This window comes from Paenibacillus sp. GM1FR (genome assembly GCF_002803315.1).
Classification (GTDB): Bacteria; Bacillota; Bacilli; order Paenibacillales; family Paenibacillaceae; genus Paenibacillus; species Paenibacillus amylolyticus.
Window position 1 is genome coordinate 59,200 of record NZ_MKZL01000006.1, and the last position, 17,562, is coordinate 76,761.

The 17,562-nt window shown below is 44.8% G+C and carries 12 protein-coding genes and 1 pseudogene; 10 read left to right on the plus strand and 3 right to left on the minus strand.

The features are described 5' to 3' along the window. The first annotated feature begins 344 nt into the window (after nt 1-344). The gene (locus PAEAM_RS03800; RefSeq protein ID WP_243391262.1) at nt 345-917 is read left to right on the plus strand and encodes a hypothetical protein; all 573 of its coding nucleotides are present in this window, start codon (nt 345-347) and stop codon (nt 915-917) included. A 107-nt stretch (nt 918-1,024) separates the two neighbouring features. Here the strand turns inward: PAEAM_RS03800 and PAEAM_RS03805 are convergent, their stop codons facing one another. Next, nucleotides 1,025-1,942, minus strand: coding sequence for a phosphatidate cytidylyltransferase (locus tag PAEAM_RS03805; protein ID WP_076213755.1), 918 nt, complete (start codon nt 1,940-1,942; stop codon nt 1,025-1,027). A 96-nt stretch (nt 1,943-2,038) separates the two neighbouring features. On the opposite strand from PAEAM_RS03805, the gene PAEAM_RS03810 reads away from it, so the two are divergent. After that, the gene (locus PAEAM_RS03810; RefSeq protein WP_076252008.1) at nt 2,039-2,593 is read left to right on the plus strand and encodes a hypothetical protein; all 555 of its coding nucleotides are present in this window, start codon (nt 2,039-2,041) and stop codon (nt 2,591-2,593) included. A gap of 91 nt (nt 2,594-2,684) precedes the next feature. Here PAEAM_RS03810 and PAEAM_RS03815 read toward each other — a convergent pair whose 3' ends face one another. Beyond that, nucleotides 2,685-3,152 (minus strand): VOC family protein, encoded by a 468-nt coding sequence (locus tag PAEAM_RS03815; protein ID WP_100526719.1) that lies wholly within the window; start codon nt 3,150-3,152, stop codon nt 2,685-2,687. 161 nt (nt 3,153-3,313) lie between these two features. Here PAEAM_RS03815 and PAEAM_RS03820 point away from each other — a divergent pair, with 161 nt between their 5' ends. The 5 genes and pseudogenes from PAEAM_RS03820 to PAEAM_RS03840 all read left to right on the plus strand — a co-directional run bounded on the left by PAEAM_RS03820 (nt 3,314) and on the right by PAEAM_RS03840 (nt 13,344). Next, on the plus strand, nt 3,314-3,748 hold the full coding sequence (locus tag PAEAM_RS03820; RefSeq protein ID WP_036611653.1) for an Lrp/AsnC family transcriptional regulator: 435 nt from the start codon (nt 3,314-3,316) through the stop codon (nt 3,746-3,748). 3 nt (nt 3,749-3,751) lie between these two features. Continuing rightward, nucleotides 3,752-4,916, plus strand: a pseudogene (locus PAEAM_RS03825) (glycerate kinase family protein). A gap of 112 nt (nt 4,917-5,028) precedes the next feature. After that, nucleotides 5,029-5,193: a hypothetical protein gene (locus PAEAM_RS32675; RefSeq protein ID WP_430209980.1), complete on the plus strand. Its 165-nt coding sequence runs from the start codon at nt 5,029-5,031 to the stop codon at nt 5,191-5,193. A 228-nt stretch (nt 5,194-5,421) separates the two neighbouring features. Continuing rightward, nucleotides 5,422-9,444 carry an S-layer homology domain-containing protein gene (locus PAEAM_RS03835; RefSeq protein WP_100526720.1) on the plus strand — a complete coding sequence of 1,341 codons (4,023 nt, stop codon included), beginning with the start codon at nt 5,422-5,424 and terminating at the stop codon, nt 9,442-9,444. A gap of 354 nt (nt 9,445-9,798) precedes the next feature. After that, nucleotides 9,799-13,344 (plus strand): DUF4073 domain-containing protein, encoded by a 3,546-nt coding sequence (locus PAEAM_RS03840; RefSeq protein WP_100526721.1) that lies wholly within the window; start codon nt 9,799-9,801, stop codon nt 13,342-13,344. A gap of 226 nt (nt 13,345-13,570) precedes the next feature. Here the strand turns inward: PAEAM_RS03840 and PAEAM_RS03845 are convergent, their stop codons facing one another. Beyond that, the gene (locus PAEAM_RS03845; protein WP_076252000.1) at nt 13,571-14,143 is read right to left on the minus strand and encodes a GbsR/MarR family transcriptional regulator; all 573 of its coding nucleotides are present in this window, start codon (nt 14,141-14,143) and stop codon (nt 13,571-13,573) included. 198 nt (nt 14,144-14,341) lie between these two features. On the opposite strand from PAEAM_RS03845, the gene PAEAM_RS03850 reads away from it, so the two are divergent. Genes PAEAM_RS03850 through PAEAM_RS03860 form a run of 3 tightly spaced genes read left to right on the plus strand, consistent with a single transcriptional unit; the run spans nt 14,342 to nt 17,533 of the window. Continuing rightward, nucleotides 14,342-15,217: a carbohydrate ABC transporter permease gene (locus tag PAEAM_RS03850; RefSeq protein WP_036612319.1), complete on the plus strand. Its 876-nt coding sequence runs from the start codon at nt 14,342-14,344 to the stop codon at nt 15,215-15,217. A gap of 59 nt (nt 15,218-15,276) precedes the next feature. Beyond that, nucleotides 15,277-16,122, plus strand: a complete 846-nt coding sequence (locus tag PAEAM_RS03855) for a carbohydrate ABC transporter permease (RefSeq protein WP_243391263.1) — start codon at nt 15,277-15,279, stop codon at nt 16,120-16,122. Between the two features lie 37 nt (nt 16,123-16,159). Further along, nucleotides 16,160-17,533, plus strand: coding sequence for an ABC transporter substrate-binding protein (locus tag PAEAM_RS03860; RefSeq protein WP_074092779.1), 1,374 nt, complete (start codon nt 16,160-16,162; stop codon nt 17,531-17,533). Nucleotides 17,534-17,562 lie beyond the last annotated feature (29 nt).

Sequence of the window (17,562 nt, forward strand, 5' to 3'; positions counted from 1 at the left end):
AACAGAGTTCTTTTTTTACTCATCGAGGTGCAGTTACATACTGAATTTATTAATCATTTACATATAATGGAGCTTCATGTGGGACGATATGGTGTAGTGATTAATAAGTGGCGTGCTATATAAGTTGAACTAAAGAATATTTACACTGACACTACAATGACAGAATAACCTTCCAATCGCTGTTATCCCCAGATTTTTTGATTCCCTTTTCTTAAAGGGAAAATCCGGGGATAAAGGCGAACGCTTCGCTTTTTCAGGTTTTTTCTGTCCTCTCCGTTATCGTGTAAATGATTAGTTCAACTGATATAGATATATGTGCTGTAGATGGATGAAGGGAGAAGTAGATGATGAAAATAAATATAAAGAAATCTGCACTTTGCATGTCTGTGTTCTGTATTTCGCTATTCGTCAGTGCCTGTGGCACTAGTGGTGAATCGGTTCAGGAACATGCCTATCCGGAATCGAAGCAACCTGTAGAGGAAGCTGGAGAAAACTCTGTACCGAATGCGGATGCGAAGAATAACAATAGCCAAGGCAGTGCCAGTGGTGAAGAGGGCAAGCCTACGGCTCAATCGGAATCCACTGAACCGTCTGAGCAGATTGATATCGTCATTGACCAGACGGAGAAACCGAGCGAGGGTAACAGCTTTGATTTTGGAATTAAACAGGTTCCGAAGGGCTATACACTAACGGAGATGCGATGGACGTCTAACACGGTGACGATTGTGAATTCACTACAGGAAGCCATTGAACATGGTGGAAATGGTGAAGAGGGGTTTTACTTTAGCGGCAATGGACAATTCTCCGGCTTTATCTATTCGGACGAGATGAAGGGTGAGCGGGGCAAAGCCACATTTGTCTTCACAAATGATGAGGGGAACGAAATCATGTCCGAAAAAGAAATTACGTTGAAGTAACATACGCATCATTAACGCTCCGTCTGGAGCCTATTGAACAGGAAAAGCAGCCACGTGGGCTGCTTTTTTTGACATCCATGATTACAAGATCGCCGATCTATCTGTCGCTACATAAAGTCAAAGAAATAACGGACCACGTGGAACATAACCGGCGAGGTATAGGTCAGGCTATCGACCCGGCTTAGGTAACTTTTTTTGAGCGAATCGAACTTATTGTCATCTCCAATTAACAGATCGCGCTTCAGTACAGACACCGTCAGACTGCCGAAGAATCCAGCCAGACTGATCAACACCCCGATGAATAGCGAGAATTTCCAATCAAATGGCGTCAGGTAGGGATGGATAAAATAAGACGTTGCTGTCGTTACAATGAACGCACACGCGAACCCTTCCCAGGTGACAAATGGATTGGCGGTAGGCACCACTTTTCGTTTGCCCAGATAGAGAGAGACCAGATAGTGCACCACATCATTAAGCTGTGTTAACACGACCAGGAACAACACCAGCTTGGACCCGTACTCCGGTGTGGCAAATGGAAAATAGGCCAGGTGGCTCAGCCCGAATACCATCAGCATCAGCCCCCATTGTGTGGAGCTGACACTGCGCAGGAAACCGACCGTACCTTTGTTAATCAGGCGTGGCAAGGGCAGCACCAGGAACACATATAGTGGAATAAACACGATAAACATGCCATACCATCCAATGTAGATCCAGTAGAACTGAACCGGAATCGCCAGATACGCCCACAGGAACAGCCTGCGGTCGGCTTTGCGTGTACTGCGAATCATGGAGAAGTATTCTTTGAGTGAGAAGAATGCAAGCACCATGAGGGAGATGAGGGACACGATGGGGTTAAAAAGGGTGGCGAGGCAGAAGATCACAAACATCCCCCACCAGGTTTTGATTTTTTGGCCGATGCCTGAATAGTCTTTGCTTGGCTGAAGCTTTGCAATAATTTTGTACACGATATGTATCACAAGTAAAGCTGTGAAGATTAACGTTAGTGTAAAGAGTGAACTGCTCACGTACCGATCACCTGCTTATTCAAAGTAAGATTCCATTATAGGGTACCTATGTTATTATGAAGGAATAGTGCCAACTTGATAAGGGGAAATTTTGCTATGACAGATGAACGCTCCATCTATATCCTGCTTACGAATACAGGAACGTTGTTTACCAAGGTTATTCAGAGCTATACCCGAGCGCCATATAATCACGCATCGATCTCATTTGACCGGGAGTTAACCGAACTGTACAGCTTCGGCCGCAAGCATCCGAGTAATCCGCTGAACGGTGGGTTTGTGAAGGAAAATATTCAGACAGGTACATACAGCAAATATCCCAATACCACATGTGTCATATACAAGCTTCAGGTGACGGATCGGGAAGTGGAAAAGATGAAACGTGTGCTGCACATCTTCATCCGCAGCCGCCAGAAATATATGTACAATCTGCTCGGCGTGATTGGCATTACACTCAAGGAACCGGTGGAGTTCAGCAACTCCTACTTCTGCTCCCAATTTGTAGCTGAGATTCTACAGCGTTCGGGAATCAAACTGTGGAACAAGTTGCCTGCACTGGTGACACCGGATGATTTTCGCCAGAGTGAACGATTGCAACTGGTTTATGAAGGGAAGTTAAGCGAGTATACGCTGGGGAATGCAGAGCAAGAGTAGGGTAGGTGCGTGTGCTGATGCTTGCCAAGGAAATCGAACCATGCAACAGCCTGCTGCCACGAATGACGAGGCAACAGGCTGTTTGTGTACTTCATATGGATGATGGTGAGGATGAGGATCGGTCAAAATCAACCTCTTCAAGGAATTCGATCACTTCACCATTCGGACTGTGGACGAGCGCATTTCTAACCCGAAGTGCAGGTTCGCCAAGAGATATCCAATCCGGTTCAACGTAGGCCTTGGCTCCATGGGCGAGCGCTCGCTGATAGATAACTTCTACATCATGCACGTAAAAGGCGAAATGTAACAGTGCGCCGTGCCGGACCGCTTCAGGAGAGGTGGCAGGTTCACCCTCGGCGGGAATGACGGCTTTTGGATCAAATACCTCAATACAGGTGCGCTGATCCGGAGAGATCAGCATACATGCCTCGGTAATGTGGAAGGAAGGCAAACTCCAAGAGTGACCGACCTTGAATCCCAATACTTTTGTATAAAACGCCAGAGTATCTTCGTAATTACGAGCCTGAATGGCTACATGTGCAAGTCCAATAACACTCACATTACATCGCTCCTTCTTCAGATTGTATTCTAAAGTATAGGGTTAATATCGCATTGGAACCATACAATATCAAAGGATATAATGAGATAGAATCTAACTATTTTTAGCTAATTTATTAGAAAAACCTTATTAAATAAGCCGACGACGCGGAGGTTCTACAAATGGAACACATAATAGATGAAATCGATCAGCAGATTATGCGCTTGTTGCAACATCATGCACGTATCCCCGTTGCACAGATAAGCAAAGAAATTAACATGTCCCAACCTTCGGTTAAGGAAAGAATTCTGAAACTGGAGGAGAGAGGTGTAATAACGGGATATTCGACCATCTATAATCTGGCCCGGTTAAACCGTGGAACCACGACATTTATTTTGCTCAAAACAGAGCATTGCGACGAGTTGGTCCAGTTCTGTGAACAGGCTATCGAAGTCACGGATGTCTATCGGATTAGCGGTGAGTATAACTACCTGATCAAGGTACAGACGGCGTCCATTGAAGAACTTGCCGAATTTCAGGATTCACTGGTGAAGCTGGGACCCTCCAAATCCCATATCAGCATGAAAAATATTATGGAAAACCGTGTTCTTCTTTAAGATATGAGAGAGACTAGAGAGAAGACATTTGTTCTGGCACCGGATTTGTTCAAAGAAAGCATGACAGCGAAAGAAGTATGTATCGCGATGGAAAAAGGGTTGCGTAAAATATATCCGACGGCAGACTATATTCATGTACCTATGGCAGATGGTGGGGAAGGTACGGTGCAGTCCCTTGTGGACGCTTCCGGCGGTGTCCTTCACCAGCACGAAGCACGAGGTGAGCGGACCATTGGGTCAGACAGTCACTGCGCAGTATGGCATTCTGGGTGGGGGAACAACGGCGGCCATCGAGATGGCATCGGCCAGCGGCATCCACTTGGTTACCAAGGAGACCCGGGACCCGCTCCGGACGACAACCTATGGAACAGGCGAGTTGATTCGCGCATGTCTGGACCTTGGCATACGCAAGATCATCATTGGTATTGGTGGTAGCGCGACCAACGATGGTGGGGCTGGCATGGCTGAAGCGCTTGGTGCGAAGTTTCTGGATGCAGAGGGTCGTCCGCTTGCGCGTGGTGGCGGGGTTCTGGATCAACTGGCTCAGATTGATCTATCTGGTCTGGATGAGCGTTTGCAAGAAGTGGAGTTCATTGTGGCCTGTGATGTGACCAATCCCCTATGTGGGGAGCATGGCGCATCAAGGGTGTTTGGACCACAAAAAGGGGCTACTCCAGAGATGGTTGAACAGCTGGATGCGAATCTGTCCCATTATGCAGATGTGGTGAAACAGCAGCTTCATAAAGATATCCGAGATGTACAAGGAACCGGAGCAGCTGGGGGATTGGGCGCGGGACTCTTAATTTTTACACAGGCTGTGTTACGTAAAGGGATTGAAATTGTCATTGAATATACTGAGCTAAGTGAAAAGTTGATTGCTGCGGATGTGGTATTTACGGGTGAAGGCGGTATCGACTTCCAAACGAAATTTGGCAAGACCCCCTATGGTGTTGCTCGAGCAGCCAAGGAAGCGGGTAAACCCGTGATTGCTCTTGCAGGCTATGTGGGCGAAGGGATCGACACCCTCTACGCAGAAGGTATTGATGCCATATTTGGTATTGTGCCTGGGGCAGCAGATCTGGATCGACTATTGCGAGAAGGCCCGGAGAATGTGGAACGTACCGCCGAGAATATTGCAAGAGTACTGAAGCTGGGGTTACTTTCTTAGGTCAGAGACCATCGGGATCGTATAAGGTCGGGTCGGATTGGAATGTGATGTGACAAAGACGGGATACGGATATGCCTGATATCAGGTGATCTGTCTCTCGTTTTTTTTTGCTGTGAAGTTCCATTGTATAGTTGTCGTTCAGGTCGCTTCGTTCGCGTTAAATTTTACCCTTTGTGGCTACAATGAAGAAATTGCACATACAGTTACGTATCTGATGGCCAATACGTTCACGACGGGCAGCACATTGTATGTGGATGGCGGGTACACCTTGATCTAAGAGTCCGAGTTATATAGGTCCCAAAGGATACTTTTTTAAAAATAAAATGATGAAATATGGCGAAAAAAGTTGAGATCTATCCTGTTTTTATACTACAGGGTGGATCTTTTTCCTTTTATTTGCTCTTTTTGTTTAGATTCTGTTTATCGCAGTGCACTACAATAGGCCTTACGTATCAGATGGATTGAATTTATATGTAAAAAACATGAGATAGGGAGGATCAAGTACATGAATTACAAAAAGCTGATAAGCTGCCTTTTAATTGCGGTTTTGTTGTTACAGGTGGTTAGTGTGGGTGGGGTTGCAAGTGCTGACCCGTTTACTCCGTTGGATCAACTTAATATGGAGAGAGACATGTATGTTGAGTCGGATGAGGGTACGACGATGACCAATGTTCAAAATTTACTTGAACAACAAGATTTAATCACACTACCTGAAGATTATGAAGCATTGAACGATAATCAAAAATATGAAATTGCCAGAGGCATGGTCTTGCTGCTTCCACTGGAGTTCTCATATGAGAACAACAATCAGGCCAATTACGTATTTGATTTGGTGCACCATCTTATCACACTTCCTAAGCAGACTGAGTCGAGCGCATTGCAGTACAACATCACTCTGGTTTATAGCCTGCTGGCAGAATGGTCCACTTATTTCCCGAATGTTGGTAAACCTGATTGGACACAAGCTGGTAATCATTATATGAATTTGACGGGTGCAGACTTGCCAATGTTTGTGAGCTATCTTATGTTCTATAATATTATATTCATGAATTCTAGCGATCCTACGCAATTTAATAGTCAGTTGGAATTTATGGTTTCTAAGATATCAGAATATAAAGAACTGAATGGAGCACTTGACCTTTCCAGCATGGAAGCATCATTGGATAATCTTTATGGTAAGTATGACTTCATTCAAATGCATGTCATTTTTAATCCAAATCCTAACATCCAGCCTTTTGTTTTTGATATGGGGAAGATGTCGACCATCCAGAATGATGCAGCCACTAAATCCGAACTTGCACAATGGATGATTGATCATAAGCCGCAGAACGGTTATGAAACGGTATCTGAAGTTCAAACTACGTTTGATGCGTTCTTTAATAAGGATACACCGCTGACCAAGTATAACGAACTGAAGAAAGAAGCAGATCGGGGTAACAGCAATGATTTTATCCAAGATATGATTGCATTACTGCGCGATGAACAATTCATCACTGAGCCTGATTTCAAGATGCTTTCTGTCAAAGATCAGGAGGATATCGCAATATACTTACTGGATATAGATCCACCAACGAATGCTGGATATGAGAATAATAAACAGGTCCAATTCATGGTGCAAGTAGCCTTGAAGGCACTTGAAGTCATTCGCGAAATTGATGGACCAAACGCAATAACTGCACTTGATGAGTTTTATAAAAAGCAAGCAAAACGAGTAGATTATTTCAAGGAGCCCGATGCAGAAGGAGAATACTACCGACTTATTGATACTTACCTCACATCCTCCGAAATGGACAAATGGATGACTAAGTATCGATATGCAATTAGGCTAAAAGGGAAAGAGTCCATCTCCCGAGTAGTCAAATTCACGGACACTGCTGTTGAAAGAACACCTTATCTTAACCAGGCCTTAACGGAAGCAGAAGTGTTGGAGTCTTTGGAGCAACTCCGATCTATTCAGAAAGATGTTGAGAAATATAACTCCGATTACCCAGAAAGTCCGTTGGATGCTTTCCCTCTGAACTTTGCCGAAATCGATACCTTAACAGATGAGTATAAGCAACAATTAGCGGACCTTATACTTGAACTCCGACCAATCGGAGGGTATGTAAGCTATAATGCAATTCAGACTGCATTTAATAAATTTTTCCCGGATGATAACGAAAGCAATCCATTGAGTGTCTTAAATACTGCAAAGAGCAACAGTAATATAGCGGCTATGCGAATGGCTATGGAAGATCCGGATCTGGGTATTACTTTACCCAATGGATACGGTGCCTTGTCTTTGCAGGTTAGAGATTTCATTGCGGGATTCCTGATTGAATATGTAAATAAAGATTACAAAAACAAAGAACAGGTCCAATATATGATTGAACTTGGTGTATTGGCACAATCTGTTTGGGAGCAGAGGGAACTCAGTGTTCTTAGGAATAAACTGGATCTGCTCGCTCAGCAATTAGTAAATGGACCTAATCACTTTAATGACCAACAGACATATGTGTTACGCAGCCTTGGACAACAACATTTGGAACGTAGCAAAGTAGATAAAGGTGTACTGGCATTCAATTACTTGCATCTAGTTGCATTCGAAAGGTTGGAAGGAGTGTCTAAAGGGGATATTGTTGATCCTGATATTGTCCTGAATCTCCTCTCTATGCCTATCGATTCATTTGAGCAAGCTACCTCTATACCGCGAATGGATCAATGGCTTGATAAGGCAATGAAAGATCAGATTAAAGGTGAAGCGTTCTTCAGCAAGTACAAATTTAATCTTAGAGGCGCTCTTGATTTATCCAAAAGAGCAGAACTTAGTCCTGAAGGCCAGAAGGAATTGGCTGAATGGGTCCTAAATGAACAAGACAGTTACGAGGATGTTGGGAATCTACAAAATGTATTTAATCGATTCTTTACGGCTCCTAATGTGAAGGGGAATGACATCAATAACACCCTAACGGGCTTGGACAGCACGATGGAGATTTCTTTTGACAATAAGCTGCACTGGATTGATGTTGCCTTCATTCAAAAAATGGACCTTAGCGGCAACAAAACGGTATGGGTTCGTTACAAAGCAATCAGCGATGAACTGCCAGGCCGCGCCGTGAAGTTTGTCTTTACACAGAATGGTGATAGCAGCACAGATAATGGCAATACTCCAACGCCTAACCCGGGTGGTAGCACAGGTGGAGGTTCGTCCACAACTACACCAGTAACCTCTACACCTGCACCAACAACGAAACAAGAGCAGATCGTGGTTGACGTTAATGGAACAAACGGTACCAACCTGACCAAAACGCCAATTACCCGTACAACCGAAACCAACGGCACGATCAAAGACCTGGTGAAAATGACCGAAGCGATTGCCAAGGAATCTGTTGAAAAAGCGAAGCAATTGAACATGAACACCGCACGCATTGTCATCCCAGACACCAAAGATTCCGTGTCCGAGACACGTATTGAACTGCCTAAGGCAGCGGTGAAAGAACTGAATGATGGTTCACTGAAACTTGAAATCTCCACTGAAAATGTAGTGATCTCCGTTCCGACGAATTCCATCGCCGGATTCGATCAAGACTTGTACTTCCGTGTGGTTCCCCTGAAAAAGGAATCGGAGCGCAAAGAAGTCGAAGAACGTGCGAAGAAAGAGCAATTGATTCAACAAGTTGCTCCGAATACGAATGTTCGTGTATTGGCTCGTCCTGTAGAGATCGACACGAATATGCAGAGCCGCGCAGTGACACTCACGTTGCCACTGCGTGACAGTCTGCCAACCGATCCGGCTGCTCGTCAGCAAGCATTGGACAACCTGGTGATCTATATCGAACACAGTGACGGCACAAAAGAATTGATTCAAGGAAAATTGGTGAAACTCGCGGATAACAGCGAAGGCATCGAATTTACCGTAACAAAATTCAGTACGTTCACCCTCGTTGTTGTGGATGGACTGAAAGCTTCACAAGGTACACATATACCTTACATCCAAGGATTTGGTACAGATTTCCGCCCAGATGCATTCGTAACGCGTGCACAAATGGCAGCGATGCTGGCTCGTAATCTTCCAACTGAAGCAGCAAGTTCCGCGAATAGCGTGAGCTACAAGGATGTATCTGCGACACACTGGGCAACAAGTGAGATTCAAAAAGCGCAATCCGCTGGCATCATGAACGGCATGAGTAACACCCAATTTGCACCGGAAGGTTCGATCACCCGTGCACAGATGGCAACGATTGCGTATCGCTGGATGCAGGAACAAGCGAGTAATACAACCGTGAATGGTACAGCGGTGTCCTTCACAGACGTATCCGCAGACCTGTGGGCAGCAGAGGCGATTGCATACGTGCAATCCGCTGGTCTAATGGTGGGATACAACGATGGTACATTCAAACCGGACAGTAAGCTGACCCGTGCTGAAGCGGTGAAAGTGCTGAATGTATTGTTCAACCGCACACCACTAACTGGCGAAGTTACGCCAACGTTCAGTGATGTGCCAGATACACACTGGGCATATGCAGATATTGAAGCTGCAGCGCAGTAATAATATCTTTGCAAGATTAAGAGGCTTACAGCAGGCAGTTTAGTTATGAGCAAGCTAATAAAGTAGAACAAAGAAGGCCACCCCAAATAGGGTGGTCTTCTTTGTTCTACTGAAATTCAGGGAAGTATATTCTAAGATTTGATTAAACTCGCGGTATATATTTTTATAGGTCTTAGATAATATATCTCGAAATAAAAATGTTGAATAATGACGAAAAAAATGAGTATTTTTACTAATTATATCTAAATAAATGGTTTTAAACCCTTTTATTTGCTCTGTTGTTCAGAATCCGTTCAGAGTTGTGTACTACAATAGGCCTATCTTAGAGAAGCGAGATTAGGGAGGAAAGAAAAGATGCAATACAGAAAAATAATGAGCATGTTGCTCATTTTGGTGTTGGTAGCTCCATGGCTGGCACCAGCAGGAAAGGTAAGTGCAGGAGGATATACCAATCCAGGGAACAATGGCCTAATTACAGTGAAAGGTGTAGATGACAACTCGGTTGAAATTAGTTGGACATACGCCTATTCCGATTCTACTTCCCCGCCTGATTTATATTATCGGGTTTTCTTATCTGACGAACCGAATCTAATAGACGCTGCTACAATTAACGGTCACACAACCGATTATTCCTATAACCGTTGGATTCAGGGTTCGGAATCTACAGATGGTACTTTTCACCAACAAATTACGGGTTTAAGCGATGGTGAGACCTATTATTTCAATGTAATTGTTCAGGATAGATACAGTATGGAAACTGCTTATCAGATGCAATCCATTAAATTTACTACACCGCTGAATGGATTCAATAACTCTATTGGTCAAAACTTTGATGCAGCTAAAATAACTGAACTGTTCGAAAATGAAAATTTTATCACTACGACGCCGGATTTTGAATCTCTTCCCCTGGAAGAACAGAATGCACTGGTAACATTAGCGGGACATATGAATGAGCCTGTTAATGGGTATCAGAGTAACAGTGAGGTTCAATTTTTGGTAGATTATATTCAACAAGGCATTTCAGTATCGAAAGTAAATGAATTGTCCGATGTCCAAGAAAGACTGACTGCTTATTACGACAAATCTCTTATTTTTGCAGCGGCGGTTAGTCCTGAATATCTGAATATGATGAAACCGATGCTAGATCGATATCTTCTAGCTTCTGATCTGGAACAGAATGTATTGGCATTCAAAATTAAACTACAACGAATTGCTAATAATTCATCCCTTGAAGAATCAGTTATGAATCTTTCTATGGCATCGAGCCAAATTATCAATTTCACGAATGCCTCAACACAAAGTGAAATGATTAATGCGCTAATGGATTTATATCAGCTACAAGAACAAGCAGAGGCGTTTAAAGGCACAGATAAAGAGACCCTCGTTGGTACATTCCCGCTTGATTTTAGTAAAATGAAAAGCATTTCCTCCAACATGACTGAAATGGAAAAGCTTACTGACTGGATGCTGTTGAAAAAGCCGGGTAATGGCTATTTAACATATAAATCCGCGCAAGAAGCATTTGATGAGTTCTTTGGCACTCCTGAGAAGCAATCGCTGAAGCAGCTGAACGCAGCGATAGTTCTCAAGGATAAAGTTACAGTGTTATCCATATTAAAAAATACAGATCTGCTCAATCATCCTGGAGCGTTTAGTGAGCTAACAGATCAAGAACAAAAGACAGTTGCTGCTACGTTAGTGCAGTTGACTCCGAGATCGGGATCTTACAATGGAGATCAGGTTCAATTTATTGTAGATATAAGTATCAATATCCTTTTGGGGTATCGGTTAGATTACCGAGATATGGCTTCTGCATTAAATAACATTTACGATCAGGTCATTGCAAAGGGTGCTAATCTGTTTTCTGAAGAAGAGTTTGAACAGTTCAAGAGAGCAGCAGATTTTTATCTGAAAGCTAACCAGGCGGATCAGCAGTTAATTGCTTATATTGCGAAGTTCACTTCTGTTGCAATGGACACTGAATCGTCTGTAGGTCTAATGTTTACGCTATCTGAAGAGTTCCCTTCAATTAACCAAGCAGAGACAGCGAGTGAGATATTAAATAACTTGAATTTGTACCAAATGCTTCAAATGCAGTACCAAATACTTTTAGCCAACAATCCAGAATTAAGTCTTCAGGAATCCCCTCTGAAGTTTGACCAGATAGTAACATTATCAACGAATGCGGAACAGCAACAACTCGCAGAGTGGATGCTTAGTGAACGACCTGATGGAGGATATGAAAAAATTAAAGATATTCAAAGAGCATTTGACTTGTTCTTTGCTCCCCCAGCGCCTAAAGTGACTGCTGATGATACAGCCAATGTGGTTATCGGTGCAGATGAAACGATGGAATATTCCAAAGATAATGGGGAGACTTGGAATAAATTTACCAATACAGATCGATTTGAGGGCAACCAAATAATTGTGGTTCGTGTAAGAGCCAAAGGCAACACACCGGCATGGAAATGGACAACACTTACGTTTACATCCAATACTCCAACACCTAATCCTGGCGGAAACACTGGTGGTGGCGGCGGATCTACGGCGCCTGTAACAACTTCACCAGTAACGTCTACACCTGCACCAACAACGAAACAAGAGCAGATCGTGGTTGATGTTAATGGAACGAACGGAACCAACTTGACCAAAACGCCGATCACACGTACAACCGAAACCAACGGCACGATCAAAGATCTGGTGAAAATGACCGAAGCGATTGCCAAGGAATCGGTGGGAAAAGCGAAGCAATTGAACATGAACACCGCACGCATTGTTATTCCAGATAGCAAAGATTCCGTGTCCGAGACACGCATTGAACTGCCTAAAGCAGCGGTAAAAGAACTGAATGATGGTTCACTCAAGCTGGAGATTTCCACTGAAAATGTAGTGATTTCCGTTCCGACAAATTCCATCGCCGGATTCGATCAAGACTTGTACTTCCGTGTTGTACCTTTGAAAAAGGAATCGGAGCGCAAAGAAGTTGAAGAGCGTGCGAAGAAAGAACAGTTGATTCAACAAGTTGCTCCGAATACGAATGTGCGTGTACTGGCTCGTCCGGTAGAGATCGACACGAATATGCAGAGCCGCGAAGTGACACTCACATTGCCACTGCGTGACAGTCTGCCAACCGATCCGGCTGCTCGTCAGCAAGCATTGGACAACCTGGCGATCTATATCGAACACAGTGACGGCACAAAAGAATTGATTCAAGGCAAACTGGTGCAACTCGCGGATAATAGCGAAGGCATCGAATTTACCGTAACAAAATTCAGTACGTTCACCCTCGTTGTTGTGGATGGACTGAAAGCTTCACAAAGTACACATCAACCGTACATCCAAGGATTTGGTGCGGATTTCCGCCCGGATGCATTCGTAACACGTGCACAGATGGCAGCCATGCTAGCTCGCAATCTTCCAACTGAAGCGGCAGCAGGTTCCGTGAATAGCGTGAGCTACAAGGATGTATCTGCAACACATTGGGCAAAAAGTGAGATTCAAAAAGCGCAATCCGCTGGCATCATGAACGGCATGAGCAACACCCAATTTGCACCGGAAGGCTCGATCACCCGTGCACAGATGGCAACGATTGCGTATCGCTGGACGCAGCAACAAGCGAGTGCAACAACCGTGAATGGTCCAGCAGTTTCCTTCACAGACGTATCCGCAGACCTGTGGGCAGCAGATGCGATTGCATACGTGCAATCCGCCGGTCTAATGGTGGGATACAACGATGGTACATTCAAACCGGATAGCAAGCTGACACGTGCGGAAGCCGTGAAAGTGTTGAATGTATTGTTCAACCGCACACCACTAACTGGCGAAGTTACGCCAACGTTCAGTGATGTACCTTCATCCCACTGGGCATATGCAGATATCGAAGCTGCAGCGCAAAAGTAATATTTTAAAAAGAAAAAAGGGGTCATTAATGCAGTAGTATATGGAAAAGAGAACCCCTAAAAACGGATAGGATATGACAATACAATAGATAGAATAAAAAAAGAGCTGTTCCAAAAGCCATACATTGGCTAGGAACAGCTCCTTTTTGCGCTTTAGTGTGACTTAACATTGGTCTAGGTTGGTTAGCGCTTGATCACCCATTAGTTATTCTGTTTACGCAGTTGTACTACTCTTTATCGGGCGTGTGTGCAACATTCTCGTAAAACTTACCATCCCGCAACTGATCCACGAATCCTTGTAACCAGACGTAGTATTGCTCCGCATGTTGGAGTTTGTGTAGATCACGCAGTGCATCATCTCGATCTTCAGAAGAGGTATGTTCCGAAAGGATCATTGCCGACAGGTCAGGAATGACCTCACGAATGCCTTCTAACATGACATCTACTTCCCGTTGGAGCTTGGCCCCGAAGAAATTCTGGAACGTACGATAGAAGTCGGTCTCAGCCAGATATTGATCCTGGCGCTCCTTCTTTTCCTCCAGTTTATAGATCATCTGTGATTCTGTAAGCGAACGAACCGCATAGCTCATGTTGCTCTTGCTCATATTCATCGAGTTTTTCATCTCTTCAAGTGTCATCGGTCGATCCTCAAAATACATGATGCCGTATAATTTGCCAAACGTATGATTAACCCCATATAGATCCATCGTATTGGCGATGGCCTCAATAACTCTCTCCCTCAGCGCATGCCGATCAGGTAACGAAGAATGATTCGGGTTCCCGGCGGTTTCTTTTCCCACAATGTCACCTCTGGTTTATGATAGCGTTCCCACTAGCTGCCTCATATTTTACATGACTTGCTCCAATTTTAACATAAGCCGGAATTAGAATTTTCAATACGAGTGTACAATCAATTTTGTACAGAATAAATATAAAGCTGATTATACTCAAAAATTCCCAATCATTAAAGAAAAATTGGACAGTAAGGAGTGGGGGATTTGCGTTTAAAACTATGGAGGGAGTCTGAGGCGGTACTATTCACGCTGCCAGCTCTAATCCCATTGCTGATCTTCTGGCTGGGACCTCTGGGATATATCGTTTATCTCAGTTTCACCGATTGGGACTTTATGAGCCCGAATAAGCTGTTTGTTGGTTTGGACAATTACAGTTATCTGCTGACAAACTCTGAATTCTATCGGTCATTGAAAGTCACCTTGTTATTCGGACTGGGGAGTGTAATCCCAACTATTGTGGGCGGATTGGCGCTTGCGATGCTCATGAATAGCAAAATCAAATCATCCGGCATCTTCCGGACATTACTCTTCTCACCTTGGGTCACCCCGACAGTTGCGGTGTCCATTGCGTGGTCCTGGATCTTCGAGCCCGAAGTGGGACTCGCTAATCTGATGCTGGGCTGGGTTGGCGTATCACCCATTGGCTGGTTGCGTGACGCGGACTGGGCATTGGTTGCTGTTCTGATCGTCACGCTATGGAAGTCGATTGGGTGGGCGATGGTATTTTATCTCGTTGCGCTACGAAATCTACCTTCCGATCTGCTCGAAGCAGCTTCAATCGATGGTGCAAACGGTTGGGATAAGTTCAGAAGTATCACATTGCCGCTGATCTCACCAACGACGTTTTTTCTCTCAATTATTCTTACCATCCAGTCCTTGCAAGCCTATGACCAGATCAATGTCATGACACAGGGTGGACCGGCGGGATCTACGAGAACGTTGCTGTACATGTATTACCAGTCTGCATTCGAATCCTTTAATGTAGGTGAAGCTTCGTCCATCGCCGTTGTGATTATCCTGATCTGCGTGTTGCTCTCGGGAGTATCCTTCCTGCTTGGCAGACGTCTGGTGCACTACTAATGACAATGACATTGCCCAACAAAAAGTCTAAACGGATGAAGCGCAAGGAGTTGCAGAACGTGTCACAACCGAATTTTAAAATAAGTAAATTAATCCGCTACCTTCTGTTAGCCATTATCGCGCTGGGTACAGCCTTTCCCTTCTATTGGATGGTCATTAGCGGGTTCAAAACCAATGATGAGATCTGGCAGTTCCCGCCGACCTTCTGGCCGGAGACGTTCCTATGGAGCAACTATGTGGATGCCTGGAACGCGGCACCATTTGCCCGTTACATCCTGAACAGTACCGGGGTAGCCTTAGCCATCTGTTTATTTCAGATCGTCAACTCCAGTATGATGGCGTACGCCCTGACACATATGAAATTCCGTCTCAAAGGTGCACTGACATCCCTGATTCTGGTGGGTTATATGATACCGAGTACGGCCGTGTATCTGCCTAGTTACCTGGTACTTAGCGAACTTAACCTGCTGGATTCCTACACAGGCTTGATTGTATCCAACTGTGTCAGCGTGTTCTCGATCTTCCTGATCCGGCAGGCGTTCATGCAGGTATCTCATGAATTGGTGGAAGCCGGACAACTGGACGGTGCATCCCACTTCCGGATTCTCTGGACGATTATTACGCCGCTTGTTCGCTCAAGCTTCGCCGTGATGGTGCTGATTACGTTTATTGAACAGTACAACAACTATTTCTGGCCTATGCTCATCACCAAAGACCCTGATTTACAGCTGGTATCGGCGGGTCTGCGTAGCTTCTTTGTAGAAGGCGGGGCATATGGACTTGCTTGGCCACAGATTATGGCTGCGAGTGCCTTCACCATCGCACCTCTACTTATTCTCTTCCTGTTCACCCAGAAGACGATCATGCAGAGCGTGAATATTACGGCTGGTGTGAACAAGAACTGATATGCACTACCATTCATCTAAAACGGGAGGAACAACAATGAATTGGAGTCAGGCAAGCATGACATGGAAAAAGAGATTGAGGTTGAACTGGAAGGGTGGCATGTCGCTGGTACTTGCGACCAGCTTTGCACTGCTGACCGCTTGTGGAACACAAGCACCCGCAGAATCAGGCACGACGGCTGCTGCCAGTGGAACCGAAGCTCAGGCGAAAGATCCGGTGGAGATTGAGTTCTGGTATGGTCTGGGTGGTAATCTGGGCGATAACATGAAAAAGACGATTGATGCGTTCAACGCCTCCCAGAACGAAGTCGTTGTAAAAGGGATTGTACAAGCAGATTACACGGAAACGGAACAGAAGCTGCAAGCAGCAATTGCTTCCAAGAAGGTTCCAGCCGCTGTACTCAGCTCCAATATAGACTGGGCACGCAAAGGATATTATGCACCCATGGATGAGATGATTGCAGCTGATCCGAATTTTAAGAAAGATGATTTCATTCAGACATTCCTGAACCAGGGACAGGTGGATGGAAAGCAATACTTTTTGCCAATGTATGGTACAACTCAGATCATGTATTACCGTATGGATACGTTCAAGGAGAACGGAATCGACCCAGCAACTCTGACGACATGGGAGAAGCTGGCTGAGGCGGCTGCGAAGATGAGCAAACAAGAAAATGGTAAGACCACCTTCTACGGTTGGGAACCGATGTGGGGTAGAGACAATATGATTGATGCCGTACTGGGTAAGGGTGGACAGATTCTTAGCGACGATGGCAAAACCGTTATGATCGACTCTCCGGAATGGATCGAGACATGGGACTTGTTCCGTAAATGGATTAACGAAGACAAGATTATGGGCATTCATTATGGAGGTCAGGGCTGGGAGTACTGGTACAAAACGATTGATGATGTGATGAAAAATAAAGCAGCAGGTTATACCGGATCTAGTGGTGACCAAGGCGACTTGGACTTTAGCGTAGTCGCTGCGATGCAACAACCAGGCTGGGAAGGTATTGGTGAAGGAAAACCGGTAGCAAGTGCCATTTCGGCAGGTATTCCGTCAGCTGCAACGCCTGAACAACAACAGGCAGCATACAAATGGCTTACGTATTTCTCTGAAACTTCGAACACAGCTTCATGGTCCATGAACACCGGATATATCGCAGTACGTCAATCGGCCCAACAAGATCCAGAGTTCATGAAATTCAGTGAGGAAAATCCACAGATCACCGTACCACTGCAACAGGCAGCTCACGCTTCGGCTCCATTCCAGGATCCAACGGGTGGCAAGATCAATGATGCATTGAAAGATGCAGCTGATCAGGTACAGATCAATAATATGCCAGCGGAACAAGCGCTGAAGGAAGCGAAAGAGAAAGCACAGAAGGAACTGGATAGGGTAACGAAATAAGAAACGTATACGGGCAATTGACTCACGCG

Excerpts from the sequence above, each read along its gene's own strand:
- PAEAM_RS03800 (WP_243391262.1), top strand. The coding sequence starts at position 345 with ATGATGAAAATAAATATAAAGAAATCTGCACTTTGCATGTCTGTGTTC.
- PAEAM_RS03810 (WP_076252008.1), top strand. The coding sequence starts at position 2,039 with ATGACAGATGAACGCTCCATCTATATCCTGCTTACGAATACAGGAACG.
- PAEAM_RS03820 (WP_036611653.1), top strand. The coding sequence starts at position 3,314 with ATGGAACACATAATAGATGAAATCGATCAGCAGATTATGCGCTTGTTG.
- PAEAM_RS03835 (WP_100526720.1), top strand. The coding sequence starts at position 5,422 with ATGAATTACAAAAAGCTGATAAGCTGCCTTTTAATTGCGGTTTTGTTG.
- PAEAM_RS03840 (WP_100526721.1), top strand. The coding sequence starts at position 9,799 with ATGCAATACAGAAAAATAATGAGCATGTTGCTCATTTTGGTGTTGGTA.
- PAEAM_RS03860 (WP_074092779.1), top strand. The coding sequence starts at position 16,160 with ATGAATTGGAGTCAGGCAAGCATGACATGGAAAAAGAGATTGAGGTTG.